The 12,577-nt window shown below is 49.6% G+C and carries 14 protein-coding genes and 12 tRNA genes; 18 read left to right on the top strand and 8 right to left on the bottom strand.

Annotated elements, in window-relative coordinates; all coding sequences use genetic code 11:
• Positions 1–8 precede the first annotated feature (8 nt).
• The 13 genes from mltC to ACSTTG_RS18950 all read left to right on the top strand — a co-directional run bounded on the left by mltC (position 9) and on the right by ACSTTG_RS18950 (position 3,188).
• The gene (gene mltC / locus ACSTTG_RS19010) at positions 9–1,148 is read left to right on the top strand and encodes a membrane-bound lytic murein transglycosylase MltC (RefSeq protein WP_438475827.1); all 1,140 of its coding nucleotides are present in this window, start codon (positions 9–11) and stop codon (positions 1,146–1,148) included.
• Between the two features lie 101 nt (positions 1,149–1,249).
• Positions 1,250–1,325 (top strand) — tRNA-Phe (locus tag ACSTTG_RS19005).
• Positions 1,326–1,381: 56 nt separating this feature from the next.
• Positions 1,382–1,457: transfer RNA gene (locus tag ACSTTG_RS19000), tRNA-Thr, on the top strand.
• Between the two features lie 7 nt (positions 1,458–1,464).
• Positions 1,465–1,540 (top strand) — tRNA-Phe (locus ACSTTG_RS18995).
• A 54-nt stretch (positions 1,541–1,594) separates the two neighbouring features.
• A tRNA-Asn gene (locus ACSTTG_RS18990) sits at positions 1,595–1,670 on the top strand.
• A 72-nt stretch (positions 1,671–1,742) separates the two neighbouring features.
• Positions 1,743–1,818, top strand: a tRNA-Thr gene (locus ACSTTG_RS18985).
• Between the two features lie 8 nt (positions 1,819–1,826).
• A tRNA-Phe gene (locus ACSTTG_RS18980) sits at positions 1,827–1,902 on the top strand.
• A 54-nt stretch (positions 1,903–1,956) separates the two neighbouring features.
• A tRNA-Asn gene (locus tag ACSTTG_RS18975) sits at positions 1,957–2,032 on the top strand.
• Positions 2,033–2,547: 515 nt separating this feature from the next.
• A tRNA-Phe gene (locus tag ACSTTG_RS18970) sits at positions 2,548–2,623 on the top strand.
• Between the two features lie 54 nt (positions 2,624–2,677).
• Positions 2,678–2,753 (top strand) — tRNA-Thr (locus tag ACSTTG_RS18965).
• Between the two features lie 8 nt (positions 2,754–2,761).
• A tRNA-Asn gene (locus tag ACSTTG_RS18960) sits at positions 2,762–2,837 on the top strand.
• 194 nt (positions 2,838–3,031) lie between these two features.
• Positions 3,032–3,107, top strand: a tRNA-Thr gene (locus ACSTTG_RS18955).
• A 5-nt stretch (positions 3,108–3,112) separates the two neighbouring features.
• Positions 3,113–3,188, top strand: a tRNA-Asn gene (locus tag ACSTTG_RS18950).
• A gap of 270 nt (positions 3,189–3,458) precedes the next feature.
• On the opposite strand, the gene ACSTTG_RS18945 is transcribed toward ACSTTG_RS18950, so the two are convergent.
• The 8 genes from ACSTTG_RS18945 to ACSTTG_RS18910 all read right to left on the bottom strand — a co-directional run bounded on the left by ACSTTG_RS18945 (position 3,459) and on the right by ACSTTG_RS18910 (position 8,825).
• Positions 3,459–4,205: a 1-acylglycerol-3-phosphate O-acyltransferase gene (locus tag ACSTTG_RS18945; protein WP_438460477.1), complete on the bottom strand. Its 747-nt coding sequence runs from the start codon at positions 4,203–4,205 to the stop codon at positions 3,459–3,461.
• A 62-nt stretch (positions 4,206–4,267) separates the two neighbouring features.
• On the bottom strand, positions 4,268–5,539 hold the full coding sequence (gene murA, locus ACSTTG_RS18940) for a UDP-N-acetylglucosamine 1-carboxyvinyltransferase (RefSeq protein ID WP_438460478.1): 1,272 nt from the start codon (positions 5,537–5,539) through the stop codon (positions 4,268–4,270).
• An 8-nt stretch (positions 5,540–5,547) separates the two neighbouring features.
• The gene (gene ibaG, locus ACSTTG_RS18935; protein WP_438460479.1) at positions 5,548–5,802 is read right to left on the bottom strand and encodes a BolA family iron metabolism protein IbaG; all 255 of its coding nucleotides are present in this window, start codon (positions 5,800–5,802) and stop codon (positions 5,548–5,550) included.
• Positions 5,803–5,818: 16 nt separating this feature from the next.
• Entirely contained in the window at positions 5,819–6,118 is a 300-nt protein-coding gene (locus ACSTTG_RS18930) for an STAS domain-containing protein (RefSeq protein ID WP_438475826.1), read from the bottom strand.
• A complete protein-coding gene (locus ACSTTG_RS18925) occupies positions 6,118–6,750 on the bottom strand; it encodes an ABC transporter substrate-binding protein (protein ID WP_438460481.1) in 633 nt (210 codons plus the stop codon). Before ACSTTG_RS18925 ends, ACSTTG_RS18930 begins: the two co-directional genes overlap by 1 nt.
• Before the next feature lie 12 nt (positions 6,751–6,762).
• Positions 6,763–7,236, bottom strand: a complete 474-nt coding sequence (gene mlaD / locus ACSTTG_RS18920) for an outer membrane lipid asymmetry maintenance protein MlaD (RefSeq protein WP_438460482.1) — start codon at positions 7,234–7,236, stop codon at positions 6,763–6,765.
• A 4-nt stretch (positions 7,237–7,240) separates the two neighbouring features.
• Positions 7,241–8,032 (bottom strand): lipid asymmetry maintenance ABC transporter permease subunit MlaE, encoded by a 792-nt coding sequence (mlaE, locus tag ACSTTG_RS18915; protein WP_438475825.1) that lies wholly within the window; start codon positions 8,030–8,032, stop codon positions 7,241–7,243.
• The gene (locus ACSTTG_RS18910; protein ID WP_438460619.1) at positions 8,025–8,825 is read right to left on the bottom strand and encodes an ATP-binding cassette domain-containing protein; all 801 of its coding nucleotides are present in this window, start codon (positions 8,823–8,825) and stop codon (positions 8,025–8,027) included. The genes mlaE and ACSTTG_RS18910 overlap by 8 nt, the downstream gene beginning before the upstream one ends.
• A 189-nt stretch (positions 8,826–9,014) precedes the next feature.
• Here ACSTTG_RS18910 and ACSTTG_RS18905 point away from each other — a divergent pair, with 189 nt between their 5' ends.
• The 5 genes from ACSTTG_RS18905 to lptA are packed head-to-tail and all read left to right on the top strand — an operon-like array spanning position 9,015 to position 12,575.
• A complete protein-coding gene (locus ACSTTG_RS18905; protein WP_438460484.1) occupies positions 9,015–9,980 on the top strand; it encodes a calcium/sodium antiporter in 966 nt (321 codons plus the stop codon).
• Positions 9,981–9,996: 16 nt separating this feature from the next.
• Positions 9,997–10,968 carry an arabinose-5-phosphate isomerase KdsD gene (gene kdsD, locus ACSTTG_RS18900; RefSeq protein WP_438460485.1) on the top strand — a complete coding sequence of 324 codons (972 nt, stop codon included), beginning with the start codon at positions 9,997–9,999 and terminating at the stop codon, positions 10,966–10,968.
• Positions 10,968–11,525 (top strand): 3-deoxy-manno-octulosonate-8-phosphatase KdsC, encoded by a 558-nt coding sequence (gene kdsC, locus ACSTTG_RS18895; RefSeq protein WP_438460486.1) that lies wholly within the window; start codon positions 10,968–10,970, stop codon positions 11,523–11,525. Before kdsD ends, kdsC begins: the two co-directional genes overlap by 1 nt.
• A complete protein-coding gene (gene lptC / locus ACSTTG_RS18890) occupies positions 11,522–12,085 on the top strand; it encodes an LPS export ABC transporter periplasmic protein LptC (protein WP_438460487.1) in 564 nt (187 codons plus the stop codon). Before kdsC ends, lptC begins: the two co-directional genes overlap by 4 nt.
• Positions 12,066–12,575: a lipopolysaccharide transport periplasmic protein LptA gene (gene lptA, locus ACSTTG_RS18885; protein WP_438460488.1), complete on the top strand. Its 510-nt coding sequence runs from the start codon at positions 12,066–12,068 to the stop codon at positions 12,573–12,575. The genes lptC and lptA overlap by 20 nt, the downstream gene beginning before the upstream one ends.
• Positions 12,576–12,577: the final 2 nt, after the last annotated feature.

The following is a 12,577-nucleotide window of genomic DNA, read 5'->3' as shown; positions in this document are numbered from 1 at the left end:
AGAGAACTATGAAAAAAACCGCTGTTTTCCTGCTTGTCCTGCTATCGACTGGCTGTAGTCGTGAGTTTATCGAGAGCCTGTATGAGGTTAACTACGAGCCAACTAATCGCTTTGCCATCAATTTGGCCGAGCTGCCGGGTCAGTTTGAAAAAGACACCCGCGCACTCGATGTGCTGATTTCGAGCTTTTCCGGAAATATCGAAAAGCGCTGGGGGCGCAACGAGGTCAAATACGCCGGTAAGAGTAACTACGTCAAATACATCGACAACTACCTCAGTCGAGCTGAAGTCAACTTTGACCGCGGCACAATTATTATCGAGACGGTGTCACCCAAAGAGCCCGAGCAACACCTAAAAAACGCGATCATTACCACCCTGCTAACCCCGGATGATCCCGCTAGTGTCGACCTATTCTCATCACGAGAGATCAAACTCGAGGGCCAGCCCTTTCTTTACCGTCAGGTGCTTGACCACGAGGGTCAGGCAATCCAGTGGAACTGGCGAGCCAATCGCTTTGCCGATTACTTGATCGCCAATCAGATGAAAACCAAGCAGGTAGACTTTAAGAAAGCCCACTACGTTGAAATCCCGATGGTAGAGAATCAGGTTGAGATCCGCAGCTACAAGTATGCCGATATTGTCCGTCGCGCCTCGAACAAGTACGACATACCGGAAGACCTGATCTATGCCATTATCAAGACGGAAAGCAGCTTTAACCCATACGCGGTCAGCTGGGCTAATGCCTATGGTCTGATGCAGGTGGTTCCCAAAACGGCCGGGCGAGATGTGTTTAACCTAGTGAAAAAGAAACCCGGCGACCCAAGCCCGGAGTATCTATTTGACCCTGAGAAGAACATCGATACCGGCACCGCTTATTTCTATCTATTGAAAAACCGCTACCTAAAGGATGTTAAGCACCCACTATCGCTCGAATACAGCATGATCTCGGCTTACAACGGTGGCACTGGTGGTGTTTTGAACACCTTTGACCGGAACAGTCGCTCCAATGCGATGAGACAACTCAACTCGCTGCAACCCAATCAGGTTTATTGGGCATTAACCAATAACCACTCCAATGCAGAAGCACGTCGATATCTAGAAAAAGTGACAAATTTCAAAAAGGAATTTAACGCGGGTAAAAACATTTAGTCACACACCGGTGTTTTTTTATCCAAAAGCGCACTTTTTTCAGATTTATTGAAAAAAGTGGTTGACGCAAAGCAGCAAAATCCGTTTAATAGCGCTCCGTTGCCCGGATAGCTCAGTTGGTAGAGCAGCGGATTGAAAATCCGCGTGTCGGTGGTTCGACTCCGCCTCCGGGCACCACAGTTTATTAATTGTTGGTGCTCAGCACGGATAATTTAGTTAAAAAGATATAGTGTGCCGACTTAGCTCAGTAGGTAGAGCAACTGACTTGTAATCAGTAGGTCACCAGTTCGATTCCGGTAGTCGGCACCATTCTTTTGCCTCGATAGCTCAGTTGGTAGAGCAGCGGATTGAAAATCCGCGTGTCGGTGGTTCGACTCCGCCTCGAGGCACCATTATTTAGTGTTTGCAAATAATGGTCGTTAAGACCAGTTGTTGACACAAATAATTCCCCCTTAGTTCAGTTGGTAGAACGGCGGACTGTTAATCCGTATGTCGCAGGTTCGAGTCCCGCAGGGGGAGCCACTTTACAATTGAAGTGATTGATATCATTTCATATATTTGAAGAGTAAAATCTTCAGTTAAAAGATATAGTGTGCCGACTTAGCTCAGTAGGTAGAGCAACTGACTTGTAATCAGTAGGTCACCAGTTCGATTCCGGTAGTCGGCACCATTCTTTTTGCCTCGATAGCTCAGTTGGTAGAGCAGCGGATTGAAAATCCGCGTGTCGGTGGTTCGACTCCGCCTCGAGGCACCATTATTTGGTGTTTACAAATAATGGTCGTTAAGACCAGTTGTTAACACAAATAATTCCCCCTTAGTTCAGTTGGTAGAACGGCGGACTGTTAATCCGTATGTCGCAGGTTCGAGTCCCGCAGGGGGAGCCACTTTTAGAGAAAGCCGTGTCGTAAGACGCGGCTTTTTCGTATCTGACTAATAATACTGACTTCCTTCTAGCTCCGTGAACGGTGAATATGTCACAGCCGGATGGCCGGCCCGTTACGAGTCCCGCAGGGGGCGGGCGGCGAGCTGAGCCACTTTTAGAAAAAGCCGTGTCCTTGGACGCGGCTTTTTCGTATCTGTTCTTCACTGCTCACCGTACTTTCCTCCAGGCTCAATCTCTGGCTAGCTGAAAAGCAAAATATCCCTAGCGTAACCCTCGCCTCTAAACTGGAATAAATTTCACATCTACATAAGAAAAAGACCACATCATACCAAGGTAAAATGCACTTTTTCTTACCTAACATGTAGCTTCACCCCTTACCAACAAACCGACCATTCGGCACTTTTAGGTACAAAATGACTAAAAATGACCCTCTACGTACACTTATTCATCAAACGAGACTTTTTTTGCATTTTGTTGTTGACCTGATGCGCTAAAATTCGTTTAATACACCCCGTCGCCCGGATAGCTCAGTTGGTAGAGCAGCGGATTGAAAATCCGCGTGTCGGTGGTTCGACTCCGCCTCCGGGCACCACAGTTTTATAATTGTTGGTGCCTAGCACAGACAATTTATTAAAGAATAAAGCGTGCCGACTTAGCTCAGTAGGTAGAGCAACTGACTTGTAATCAGTAGGTCACCAGTTCGATTCCGGTAGTCGGCACCATTCTTTGTTCCCCCTTAGTTCAGTTGGTAGAACGGCGGACTGTTAATCCGTATGTCGCAGGTTCGAGTCCCGCAGGGGGAGCCACTTTATAGAAGAGTGATATTGAATCATTCTTTATTGTTCCTCCGTGAACGGTGATATGTCACAGCCGGTTGGCCGGCCCGTTACAAGTCCCGCAGGGGGAGCCACTTTATAGAAGAGTGATTAAACATCATTCTTTAATGAGATAAGACGTAATCTTGTTTCAACATCATAAGCGTAACTGCTTATAACAAGGCGCCGACTTAGCTCAGTAGGTAGAGCAACTGACTTGTAATCAGTAGGTCACCAGTTCGACTCCGGTAGTCGGCACCATTTATTCCCCCTTAGTTCAGTTGGTAGAACGGCGGACTGTTAATCCGTATGTCGCAGGTTCGAGTCCCGCAGGGGGAGCCACTTTCAGAGAAAGCCGTGTCCTTGGACGCGGCTTTTTCGTATCTAAACACAACCCCAACTCAATCAACGTCCAGTCCAAAGCTTTTCAACAATGACTCTCTGCGCTCTATAACCACCTACGAGGCGTCAAACGAGCCATCATAGAACTTCCCCACATAGTTTGGCTAACACGCCTGTACAGAGCGCACAACGCGCCTCATAACTTTGATTAGACACAAAAAAAGCAGAAGTCTTCACTTCTGCTTTTTGCTGCTGACTGAGCTGATTGGCTTAAGCGCTAGCTTTAACCCCGTCTGCCTTGTTACGCTGAGCAACTTCTGCATTCAGCGCTTCAAGCTTGGCTTCCATCTCATCGCGACACACGGTTGCGAGCTGGCGAATTGACTCTTTGCCGTAAGCCTCGGTGCTGATCGGGTCAAGCATCTCGACAATCACATGGCCATTGTTCCAGCGATTAAGCTTGATGCCCTGTGTTGAGCTACACACGATAGGGATAATTGGCAGCTTGGCGCCGATCGCCGCGTGAAACGCGCCAGTCTTAAACGGCAGCAAACCACGACCGCGTGAACGCGTCCCCTCTGGGAACATCCAAACTGAGACATCACTGCCCTTCATTTTCTCGATCACTTGATCGATTGTGCTCATCGCCTTCGAGCGGTTAAAGCGGTCAATCAGGATATTACCACTTAGCCAGTAAAGCTGACCAAATAGCGGCATCCACGCGATGCTCTTCTTACCAACCGTCACAACCTTAGGCGTTACCGCTGAAGATACCGTAAACATATCCCAGTTATTCTGGTGGTTAGCAATGTAGATATGCTGACCTCGCTCATACGCATCAGCGGGTAAACGCAACTCTAATTTGATACCAAAAACTGGCGCCATCTTATGGAACAGACGCCCAACCTTAAATACGTTTTTTGGATTACGTGGACTAAGTAGGCAGTAGCCACAACCAAAAATAAACATAACCACCGCGAAAACAAACACGGCGATAATCCGAAATAGTGCGACCATTTTTCTCTCCAGGCACAACACAAAGAAGCCGAAACACAGTTTCGGCTTCATCGTCCAACAGTTTATGCGCTAGCGCTGCTCGCTACGCGGGTAATATTTGCACCAAGTGCCGATAGCTTGTCTTCGATCTTTTCATAGCCGCGATCGATATGGTAAATGCGATCCACCAGCGTCTCGCCGTTCGCGATACAGCCCGCGATAACCAGGCTTGCTGAGGCGCGTAAGTCTGTCGCCATCACTTGAGCACCGCTCAAGCTTGGGGTATCACCGCAGACAACCGTGTTGCCCTCGATCTCAGCCTTAGCCCCCATACGCATCAGCTCAGGCACGTGCATAAAGCGATTTTCGAAAATCGTCTCGGTAATAATACCACTGCCCTGCGCCATCATATTAAGCAGAGTAAACTGAGCCTGCATATCGGTAGGGAAGCCTGGATGTGGCGCTGTGCGGACGGTTACGGCTTTAAGCTCACGACCCGTCATATCGACACTGATCCAGTCATCACCAGTTTCGACCAGTGCACCCGCCTCTTCCAGTTTGGCCAACACTGCCTCAAGCAAATGGGCATGAGTTTTATGACACACGACTTTACCACCAGAGACAGCTGCGGCAACAAGGAAGGTGCCGGTCTCGATACGGTCAGGCACCACCGAGTGTTTACCACCCGCCAGACGCTCAACCCCTTCGATAGTGATCGTATCAGTACCCGCACCGCTCACTTTTGCTCCCAGTGCATTGAGGAAGTCAGCGGTATCAACAATTTCTGGCTCGCGAGCGGCATTATCCAGCACGGTTGTGCCCTCAGCCAGCGTAGCTGCGCACATCACAGTAATGGTCGCACCAACACTCACCTTATCCATCACAACGTGAGCACCTTTCAGACGCCCATCAACACTCGCCTTGACGTAGCCATCCTCAAGGACAATTTTTGCCCCCAGCTGCTCAAGACCATGGATGTGTAAGTCGACAGGACGTGCACCGATTGCACAGCCACCAGGTAGAGAGACCTGACCTTGACCAAAACGCGCTACCAGTGGACCCAGAGCCCAGATGGATGCACGCATTGTCTTAACCAAATCGTATGGTGCGCAGTATTCATTGATACCACTCGCATCAACATGAACAGAGCCATTACGACGTACTTTCGCGCCAAGGCGTGATAGCAACTCCATCGTGGTATCGATATCACGCAGCTTAGGTACGTTTGCAACCTCGACAGGCTCTTCCGCGAGGATAGAGGCAAATAAAATAGGCAGCGCAGCATTCTTTGCGCCAGAAATGGTCACGTCACCACTGAGTGGTTGCTCGGACCCTACAACTCGAAACTTTTCCATTCTAAACCTTATAGTGACATCAACTTCTTATCACGCGCCCACTCAGCTGGAGTGTACGCCTTGATAGAGACCGCATGAATGTCATTGCGTTGGATATATTCCATCAGAGGTCCGTAGATAAGCTGCTGCTTCTTAACTCGACTCATACCGTCGAAGCAGGCGTCAACAGCAATAACTTCGTAGTGACTCCCCTCACCTTTTACATGCACTTCCTCTAGTTGCAACGCGTTTTCTAATAGCTGTTGTACCTTTGCACTATCCACAAACTCACCTCTAAATCTAATTCTTTATGTGTTCCGCGAGCAGTGACTCGACATTGCTCAAGCGGAAAAGCGTGCCCAACTCCTCAGGCACGAAACACAGCATTATATGGCAATTTTCGCTTTTTGCATGCTCTATTAAGTGGATTAACATCACCATCCCGGCCGAATCTATGCGTTCAATCTCGCTAAGATCGAGCCGATGCTGCTCAAAAGCCGGTTTCCAGGTTGATAACTGCTGCCACAATGCTGGAACTGTGTCGCGGTCAAGCGGCCCAGATAGGTGGATATCTTGCCCATTGAGCTTTATGGCGCTCATTATTTGCCATCCGTTTTTTTAATCGGTAACTGCGCAAGACGCTGAAGCTCTTGTGTCACTGAGCTCAACCCTTTACGCCGGATCTCACCTCGCCACTCAGACTGCTTACTTGACAATAAGCTGACCCCTTCGGCAATGATATCAAAGGCAGCCCAACTGCCATCTTTCTCTTTACGTAGTTTAAACTCTAGGCGAATATTTGGATTTGGGGTATCGATAATAGTGACGCTCACACCAGCAATTCTATCGCTTTCTCCAAGCCTTGGCGCCGGACCAAACTGTATCTGCTGCTCATCATATTGCGTCAATACCTGAGCGTAAGAGGCAACTAGATAATCTCGAAAGGCATCAATAAAAGCTAACACATCTGCGCGCGGGTTGCTCTTCGCTTCAGGACCAAGCACCTTAAGCGCCGCATAGCGGTAATTGGTATAAGGCAGTAGCTCTTGCTCGACCACAGTTTTCAAGTGATTGGGATCTTGATTGATCTGATCCTTATCGCGCTTGAGGCGCTCAAAGGAGATTTCCGCAACACTGACCGCCATCTCATAAGGATCACTGCGATCGATCTCCTCAGCCATAAGGCCAAAACTGCATACCAAGCTCGTCAAAAAAACCAACAATAATCTCATTGTTCAACTCCCCTACGACTCATCGCCTACACGGTAGATCATCTGACCGATAAGATCCTCAAGCACCAACGCCGATTTGGTATCCTCAACCACATCACCATCGCCTAGCATCTCTTCATCCTCAAAGACAAAACCGGGTGTCAGACTCAAGTACTGCTCACCAATCAAGCCCGAAGTTAGCACCTGAATGCTCGAGGTCTCCGGAAATTGGTTGTATCGACCATCAATACTCATAGTGACTACCGGTATCAAGCTCGCTGGATCCAAGTCAATCGCAGTGATCCGGCCAATGGAGACGCCCCCGACCTTGACGGGTGCGCGCACCTTTAGGCTACCAATGTTGTCAAACTTCGCCTTGAGAACATAAGTATCGCCTTGTCCCAAGCTTTTTACGTCAGCGATTTGAAAGATTAACACCAAAATTGCTGCAATCGCAGCCAACACAAAACATCCTACCGTCAGCTCTACTTTTTTTGTATTTCGCATATCATCAACCACCAAACATCAAAGCCGTTAACACAAAGTCTAGTCCCAGCACCACCAGCGACGCATTGACCACGGTTTTGGTCGTCGCTTGACTGATCCCCTCTGAAGTTGGAACCGCATCAAAACCATTGAATAGCGCAATCCAAGTCACCGCAAACGCAAACACCAACGACTTGATCAGCCCATTGCCAATATCGTAACCAAGTTGCACCGACGACTGCATCGCCGCCCAAAAACTGCCACGATCAATGCCTTTCCAATCGACGCCAACCACTTCGCCGCCCCATATGCCAACCACGATAAAAATGGTCGCCAGCATCGGCATGACGATCACGCCGGCCCAGAAGCGCGGTGCGATCACGCGCCGCAGCGGATCCACGGCCATCATCTCCATGCTCGATAGCTGCTCAGTGGCTTTCATTAAACCGATTTCAGCGGTCAGCGCCGAGCCAGCTCGACCAGCAAACAGCAGTGCTGTCACCACAGGCCCGAGCTCACGCATTAAAGACAAAGCGACCATTTGCCCTAAGTTTGTTTCTGCGCCATAGTCCACCAGCACAACATAGCCTTGTAGGCTCAATACCATGCCGATGAAAAGCCCAGAAACGACGATAATGGCCATCGACTGAACGCCAAGGTTGTAGATCTGTTTAACCAACAAAGGAAAGTTCTTAGCCGGCTGTGGCTTAGCCAGTAGCACCTGCATCAGCATGACTGCACTGCGACCCAATGTGATAAGGCTATCTAAGGTGGCACGCCCAAGCTGGGTGATTGATGCTTTTATTCGGCTACTCATAGCGAAGATCCTCGCTCAGGGCAGGGGCTGGATAAGCAAAGGGCACTGGGCCGTCCGCCGCGCCATCGAGAAATTGGCGCACCTTGGGATCTTGGCTGCTAGATAAGGCCTCTGGCGTCCCCTTAGCTATCACCTTACCGTCAGCCAGGATGTAGGCATAATCGGCGATAGCAAATACCTCAGGAACGTCGTGAGAGACAATGATTGAGGTCAGGCCAAGCGTGCGATTGAGCTTACCAATCAGCTCAACCAGTACCCCTTTGGTCATGGGGTCTTGACCAACAAAGGGCTCATCGTACATCACTAGCTCAGGGTCGAGGGCAATCGCCCGCGCTAGCGCAACTCGCCGTGCCATACCACCAGACAGCTCACTTGGCATCAAGTGCGCTGCGCCGCGCAGCCCAACAGCCTCAAGCTTGAGTAGCACCAAGCTACGTATCAGGGACTCATCAAGCTGAGTGTGCTCGCGAATTGGAAAGGCGACATTATCGAAGACCGATAGGTCAGTAAATAGCGCACCAGACTGAAACAACATCCCCATCCTCGAGCGCAGTTGATACAGCTCAGATCGTCTTAAGCGATTAATATCGCTACCAGCAACCATGATCGTTCCCGCATCCGGCTGTAGCTGTCCACCGATCAACTTGAGTAAGGTGGTTTTGCCAATCCCTGACGGCCCCAAGATGGCGGTCACCCGACCCGTTTCAATCTCAAGATCGAGGCTATCAAAGATCACTCGATCTGCTCGGGTAAAGTATAAATCCGCTATCGAGACATAGGACTCACCCATCATGGTCACCTGCTCTCCTTGGCTAACATTCTGATAACTTATCTTATACTGATTTCTCAGCTTTGGCTCATCTATTATTCAATGATTTACCTATGCTAAAGACAGTGCAAATTAATTCGCATGGCTGCTTCACTTTTGCCCGACAAACGTTCAAAATTATGCGCCATAACTGTAACAAAATTAGGGAACCCCATGATTGAAGCGATTGCTTTCCTTATCCTAGGACTGATTTTTTTGGTTTGGAGTGCGGATAAGCTGGTCTTCGGCGCGGCTGCGTTAGCACGAAACTTTGGTATTTCGCCCTTAGTCATCGGTATGACCATCTTGGCAATGGGCTCATCAGCACCAGAGATGATGGTCTCTGCTACAGCGGCCCTAGAGGGGCGCTCAGATACGGCTGTGGGTAATGTCATCGGCTCAAACATAGCTAACATCGCCCTTATCTTGGGTATCACCGCCTTAGTCAAACCACTCTCCATCAGCTCAGGGGTGCTCAAACGTGAGCTACCGTTGATGATCGTCGTGACCCTGATCTGTGGAGCCTTGGTATGGGATGGCTATCTGGGCTTTTATGAGGGCACCCTGTTGGTGGTTTTGTTTGCCTTGTTTATTCTTACCATGCTGTATATCAGCCGCAAAGAGCAGGCCAAGGGGGATGTGTTTCTCGAAGAGCAGGAGTCTGAGATACCTCAGGGCGTAAGCAATGGCAAAGCCGCAATGTGGGTTGTTGTCGGCTTGCTGATCCTGCCATTTGCAGCCGACACCCTAGTGAATAACGCCGTGATCATTGCCACCTACTTTGGCATGAGCGATCTCGTCATTGGCTTGACCATCATTGCCGTTGGTACGAGCTTACCTGAGCTGGCCGCTTCACTGGCTGGTGTAATGAAAGGCGAAGATGATATGGCCGTTGGTAACATCATCGGCTCGAACGTGTTTAACATCCTTGCGGTCATGGGCATACCCGGCCTGCTTAATCCTTCACTAGTGAGCGAGTTAGTCATGGAGCGTGACTACTGGGTCATGCTGTTTATTAGCCTTGTCCTCGTAGTTATGGCCCTAGGCAAATCTCGCAGCATCAATCGCTTCGAGGGCGCGTTGCTGTTCCTATTTTTTGTTGGCTATCAAGCCTACCTCGTAATGAATATAACCGCATAATTTGGTGATTGACTCTATGTCTCAATTTGATTACCAATCAGTGGCCAAGCAGGTCATTGATATTGAGCTCGATGCGATTGAGCATCTGAAACAATACATAAACGATGATTTTAGTGCCGCTTGCGAGATGATACTTGCCTGCACAGGCAAGGTTGTTGTCATGGGCATGGGCAAATCGGGCCATATCGGCAACAAGATTGCCGCAAGCTTTGCCAGTACTGGCACCTCCGCTTTTTTTGTTCACCCAGGTGAAGCCGCGCACGGCGACCTGGGTATGATTGAGCCTGGAGATGTGGTTCTCGCCATCTCCAACTCGGGAGAGTCAAGTGAGATCTTGGCCCTCTTCCCGGTACTCAAACGCTTGGGCAACCAGATCATCTCCATGACGGGCAAGCCAAGTTCAACCATGGCAACACTGGCCGACATTCACCTGCAGATCACCGTGCCAAAGGAGGCCTGTCCGCTAGGTCTTGCCCCGACCTCAAGCACGACGGCAACCCTGGTCCTTGGCGATGCTCTGGCAGTGGCGCTGCTTGAAGCGCGCGGTTTTACCGCCCAAGACTTTGCCCTATCTCACCCAGGCGGTGCTTTGGGGAGAAAACTGTTATTAAAGATGTCTGATATCATGCACACCGGTGAAAAGCTCCCGCGCGTTTATGCCGACACCATGATCCGCGATGCCCTGCTTGAGATCAGCCAGAAAGGCTTAGGTATGACGGCGATTGTCGATACCGACAACAAGCTAACCGGTATTTTCACCGATGGCGATCTGCGCCGTATCCTTGATAAGCGCGTCGATATCCATCACACCGCGATAGGCCAAGTGATGATCCCTAACCCAACCTCCGTCTCGCCAGATATGCTGGCCGCAGAGGGGGTGAATATCATGCAAGCGAAATCAATTAATGGTTTGCTATTATGTAACGATGATGGTGAGCTGGTAGGTGCGCTTAACATGCTCGATATGTTGCGAGCTGGAGTAATGTAATGACCCACCAAGTAGAAACTCTTTATGGCGCAGTAGACGGTCAACTGTTTGACATTGCTCGTCAAATCAAACTACTCATCTGTGATGTCGATGGCGTGTTCTCGGATGGCCTAGTGTACATGGGCAATGATGGAGAAGAGCTTAAGACCTTTCACACCCGTGATGGCTATGGCGTCAAGGCGCTGATGAGTGCCGGGGTTGAGATTGCGATTATTACTGGTCGCCAGTCAAAAATCGTTGAAAACCGCATGTCTGCGCTTGGGATCAAGCTGATTTACCAAGGGCAAGACGACAAAGTAAAAGCTTATCAAGACATCTGCCGTCAGCTCGACATCGCCCCTGAGCATACTGGCTATATTGGCGATGACCTTATCGACTGGCCCGTTATGGAGCAAGTGGCGCTTAAGGTCTGTGTTGCTGATGGCCACCCATTACTGGTGCAGCGTGCCAACTACGTCACCAAGATCAAAGGTGGTCACGGCGCAGTGCGTGAGGTCAGTGACCTGATCTTACAAGCAAAGGGTGAGCTTGAGATGCACAAAGGGCTGAGCATATGACCCTGTCGCGCCTCGGTCACGGGTTTCTAATTGCTGTCTGCCTTTTTTGCGGCTATTACCTACTGCAAAGTGACGATAGCTACGACATCCAAGTAAGCCCTGATCAGGAGTTGCCTCTCTTTAGCGGCACCAACATGTCAAACGTCTCATATGATCGTCAAGGCATACGTAGCTATGAGATCACGTCAAGTCATCTCGAGTACTACGCCGAGAGTGGTGATACCGTGTTTGAGCAGCCGATCCTGCGCATCTATAAAGATGGCAACCTGCTCGAGTGGGAGATCAGTGCACGCAAGGCAAGACTCGATGATAAGCAAGTTTTGGTTCTGTATGACAAGGTGATTGCAAAGAACTTGCTACCAACCTCTAGCTTTGACACTATGATGACAGAACAATTGAACATTCAGTTAGATAAGCGGGAGTTTTGGGCTGATCAAACCGTCAGACTCAATGGGCCTCAGTTTGTAACCCGAGGTCAAGCGATGAAGGGGAGCTTCAAAGACAACACCGCGACACTATACCAACACGTACAGGGTAGATATGAAACTCTCACACCTTAGCTCTATGGCGGGCCTACTGACCTGCTTGATGGCTTCAGCGCCAGTTTTGGCTCTATCTACTGATACCGAGCAACCCATTTACATTGACTCTGACAGCCAGCAACTGGATATGCAGAGCAATCAGGTGACCTTTGCCGGTGATGTAAAACTCAAACAAGGCAGCATCAACATTAGTGCAGATAAGATCGTGGTCACCCGTGACCCTGCAGATGGTGCGATCAAACAGATTGAAGCCTACGGCCAACCAAGTACGTTCTCTCAGCTCACCGACGATGGGAATACTCTTTCAGGTGAAGCGGAGGAGTTATACTACAACATGGCCGCCGACGAGCTACTGATGCTCAGACGCGCCACGTTGGCACAAGATGGTAGTAAGATTAGCGGCGATAAAATCCGCTATAAGATCTCAGAACAAAAACTGATCGCGGATGGCGCACAGACTGGTGGTCGAGTCTCGACTGTACTTCAGCCACCAGCAAAAAGTGAGTAGTA

Origin of the sequence: Vibrio glycogenivorans, assembly GCF_051660965.1 — a bacterium.
Classification (GTDB): Bacteria; Pseudomonadota; Gammaproteobacteria; order Enterobacterales; family Vibrionaceae; genus Vibrio.
The sequence above is the reverse complement of the archived record's forward strand: the minus strand, read 5'-3'. Positions and strand labels throughout refer to the sequence as shown.

Bases quoted from the DNA above. Each gene is read 5' to 3' on its own strand.
- kdsD (WP_438460485.1), top strand. From the start codon at position 9,997: ATGTCTCAATTTGATTACCAATCAGTGGCCAAGCAGGTCATTGATATT.
- mlaD (WP_438460482.1), bottom strand. From the start codon at position 7,236: ATGCGAAATACAAAAAAAGTAGAGCTGACGGTAGGATGTTTTGTGTTG.
- ACSTTG_RS18910 (WP_438460619.1), bottom strand. From the start codon at position 8,825: ATGATGGGTGAGTCCTATGTCTCGATAGCGGATTTATACTTTACCCGA.
- mlaE (WP_438475825.1), bottom strand. From the start codon at position 8,032: ATGAGTAGCCGAATAAAAGCATCAATCACCCAGCTTGGGCGTGCCACC.
- kdsC (WP_438460486.1), top strand. From the start codon at position 10,968: ATGACCCACCAAGTAGAAACTCTTTATGGCGCAGTAGACGGTCAACTG.
- murA (WP_438460478.1), bottom strand. From the start codon at position 5,539: ATGGAAAAGTTTCGAGTTGTAGGGTCCGAGCAACCACTCAGTGGTGAC.
- ACSTTG_RS18930 (WP_438475826.1), bottom strand. From the start codon at position 6,118: ATGAGCGCCATAAAGCTCAATGGGCAAGATATCCACCTATCTGGGCCG.
- mltC (WP_438475827.1), top strand. From the start codon at position 9: ATGAAAAAAACCGCTGTTTTCCTGCTTGTCCTGCTATCGACTGGCTGT.
- lptC (WP_438460487.1), top strand. From the start codon at position 11,522: ATGACCCTGTCGCGCCTCGGTCACGGGTTTCTAATTGCTGTCTGCCTT.
- ACSTTG_RS18945 (WP_438460477.1), bottom strand. From the start codon at position 4,205: ATGGTCGCACTATTTCGGATTATCGCCGTGTTTGTTTTCGCGGTGGTT.
- lptA (WP_438460488.1), top strand. From the start codon at position 12,066: ATGAAACTCTCACACCTTAGCTCTATGGCGGGCCTACTGACCTGCTTG.
- ACSTTG_RS18925 (WP_438460481.1), bottom strand. From the start codon at position 6,750: ATGAGATTATTGTTGGTTTTTTTGACGAGCTTGGTATGCAGTTTTGGC.
- ACSTTG_RS18905 (WP_438460484.1), top strand. From the start codon at position 9,015: ATGATTGAAGCGATTGCTTTCCTTATCCTAGGACTGATTTTTTTGGTT.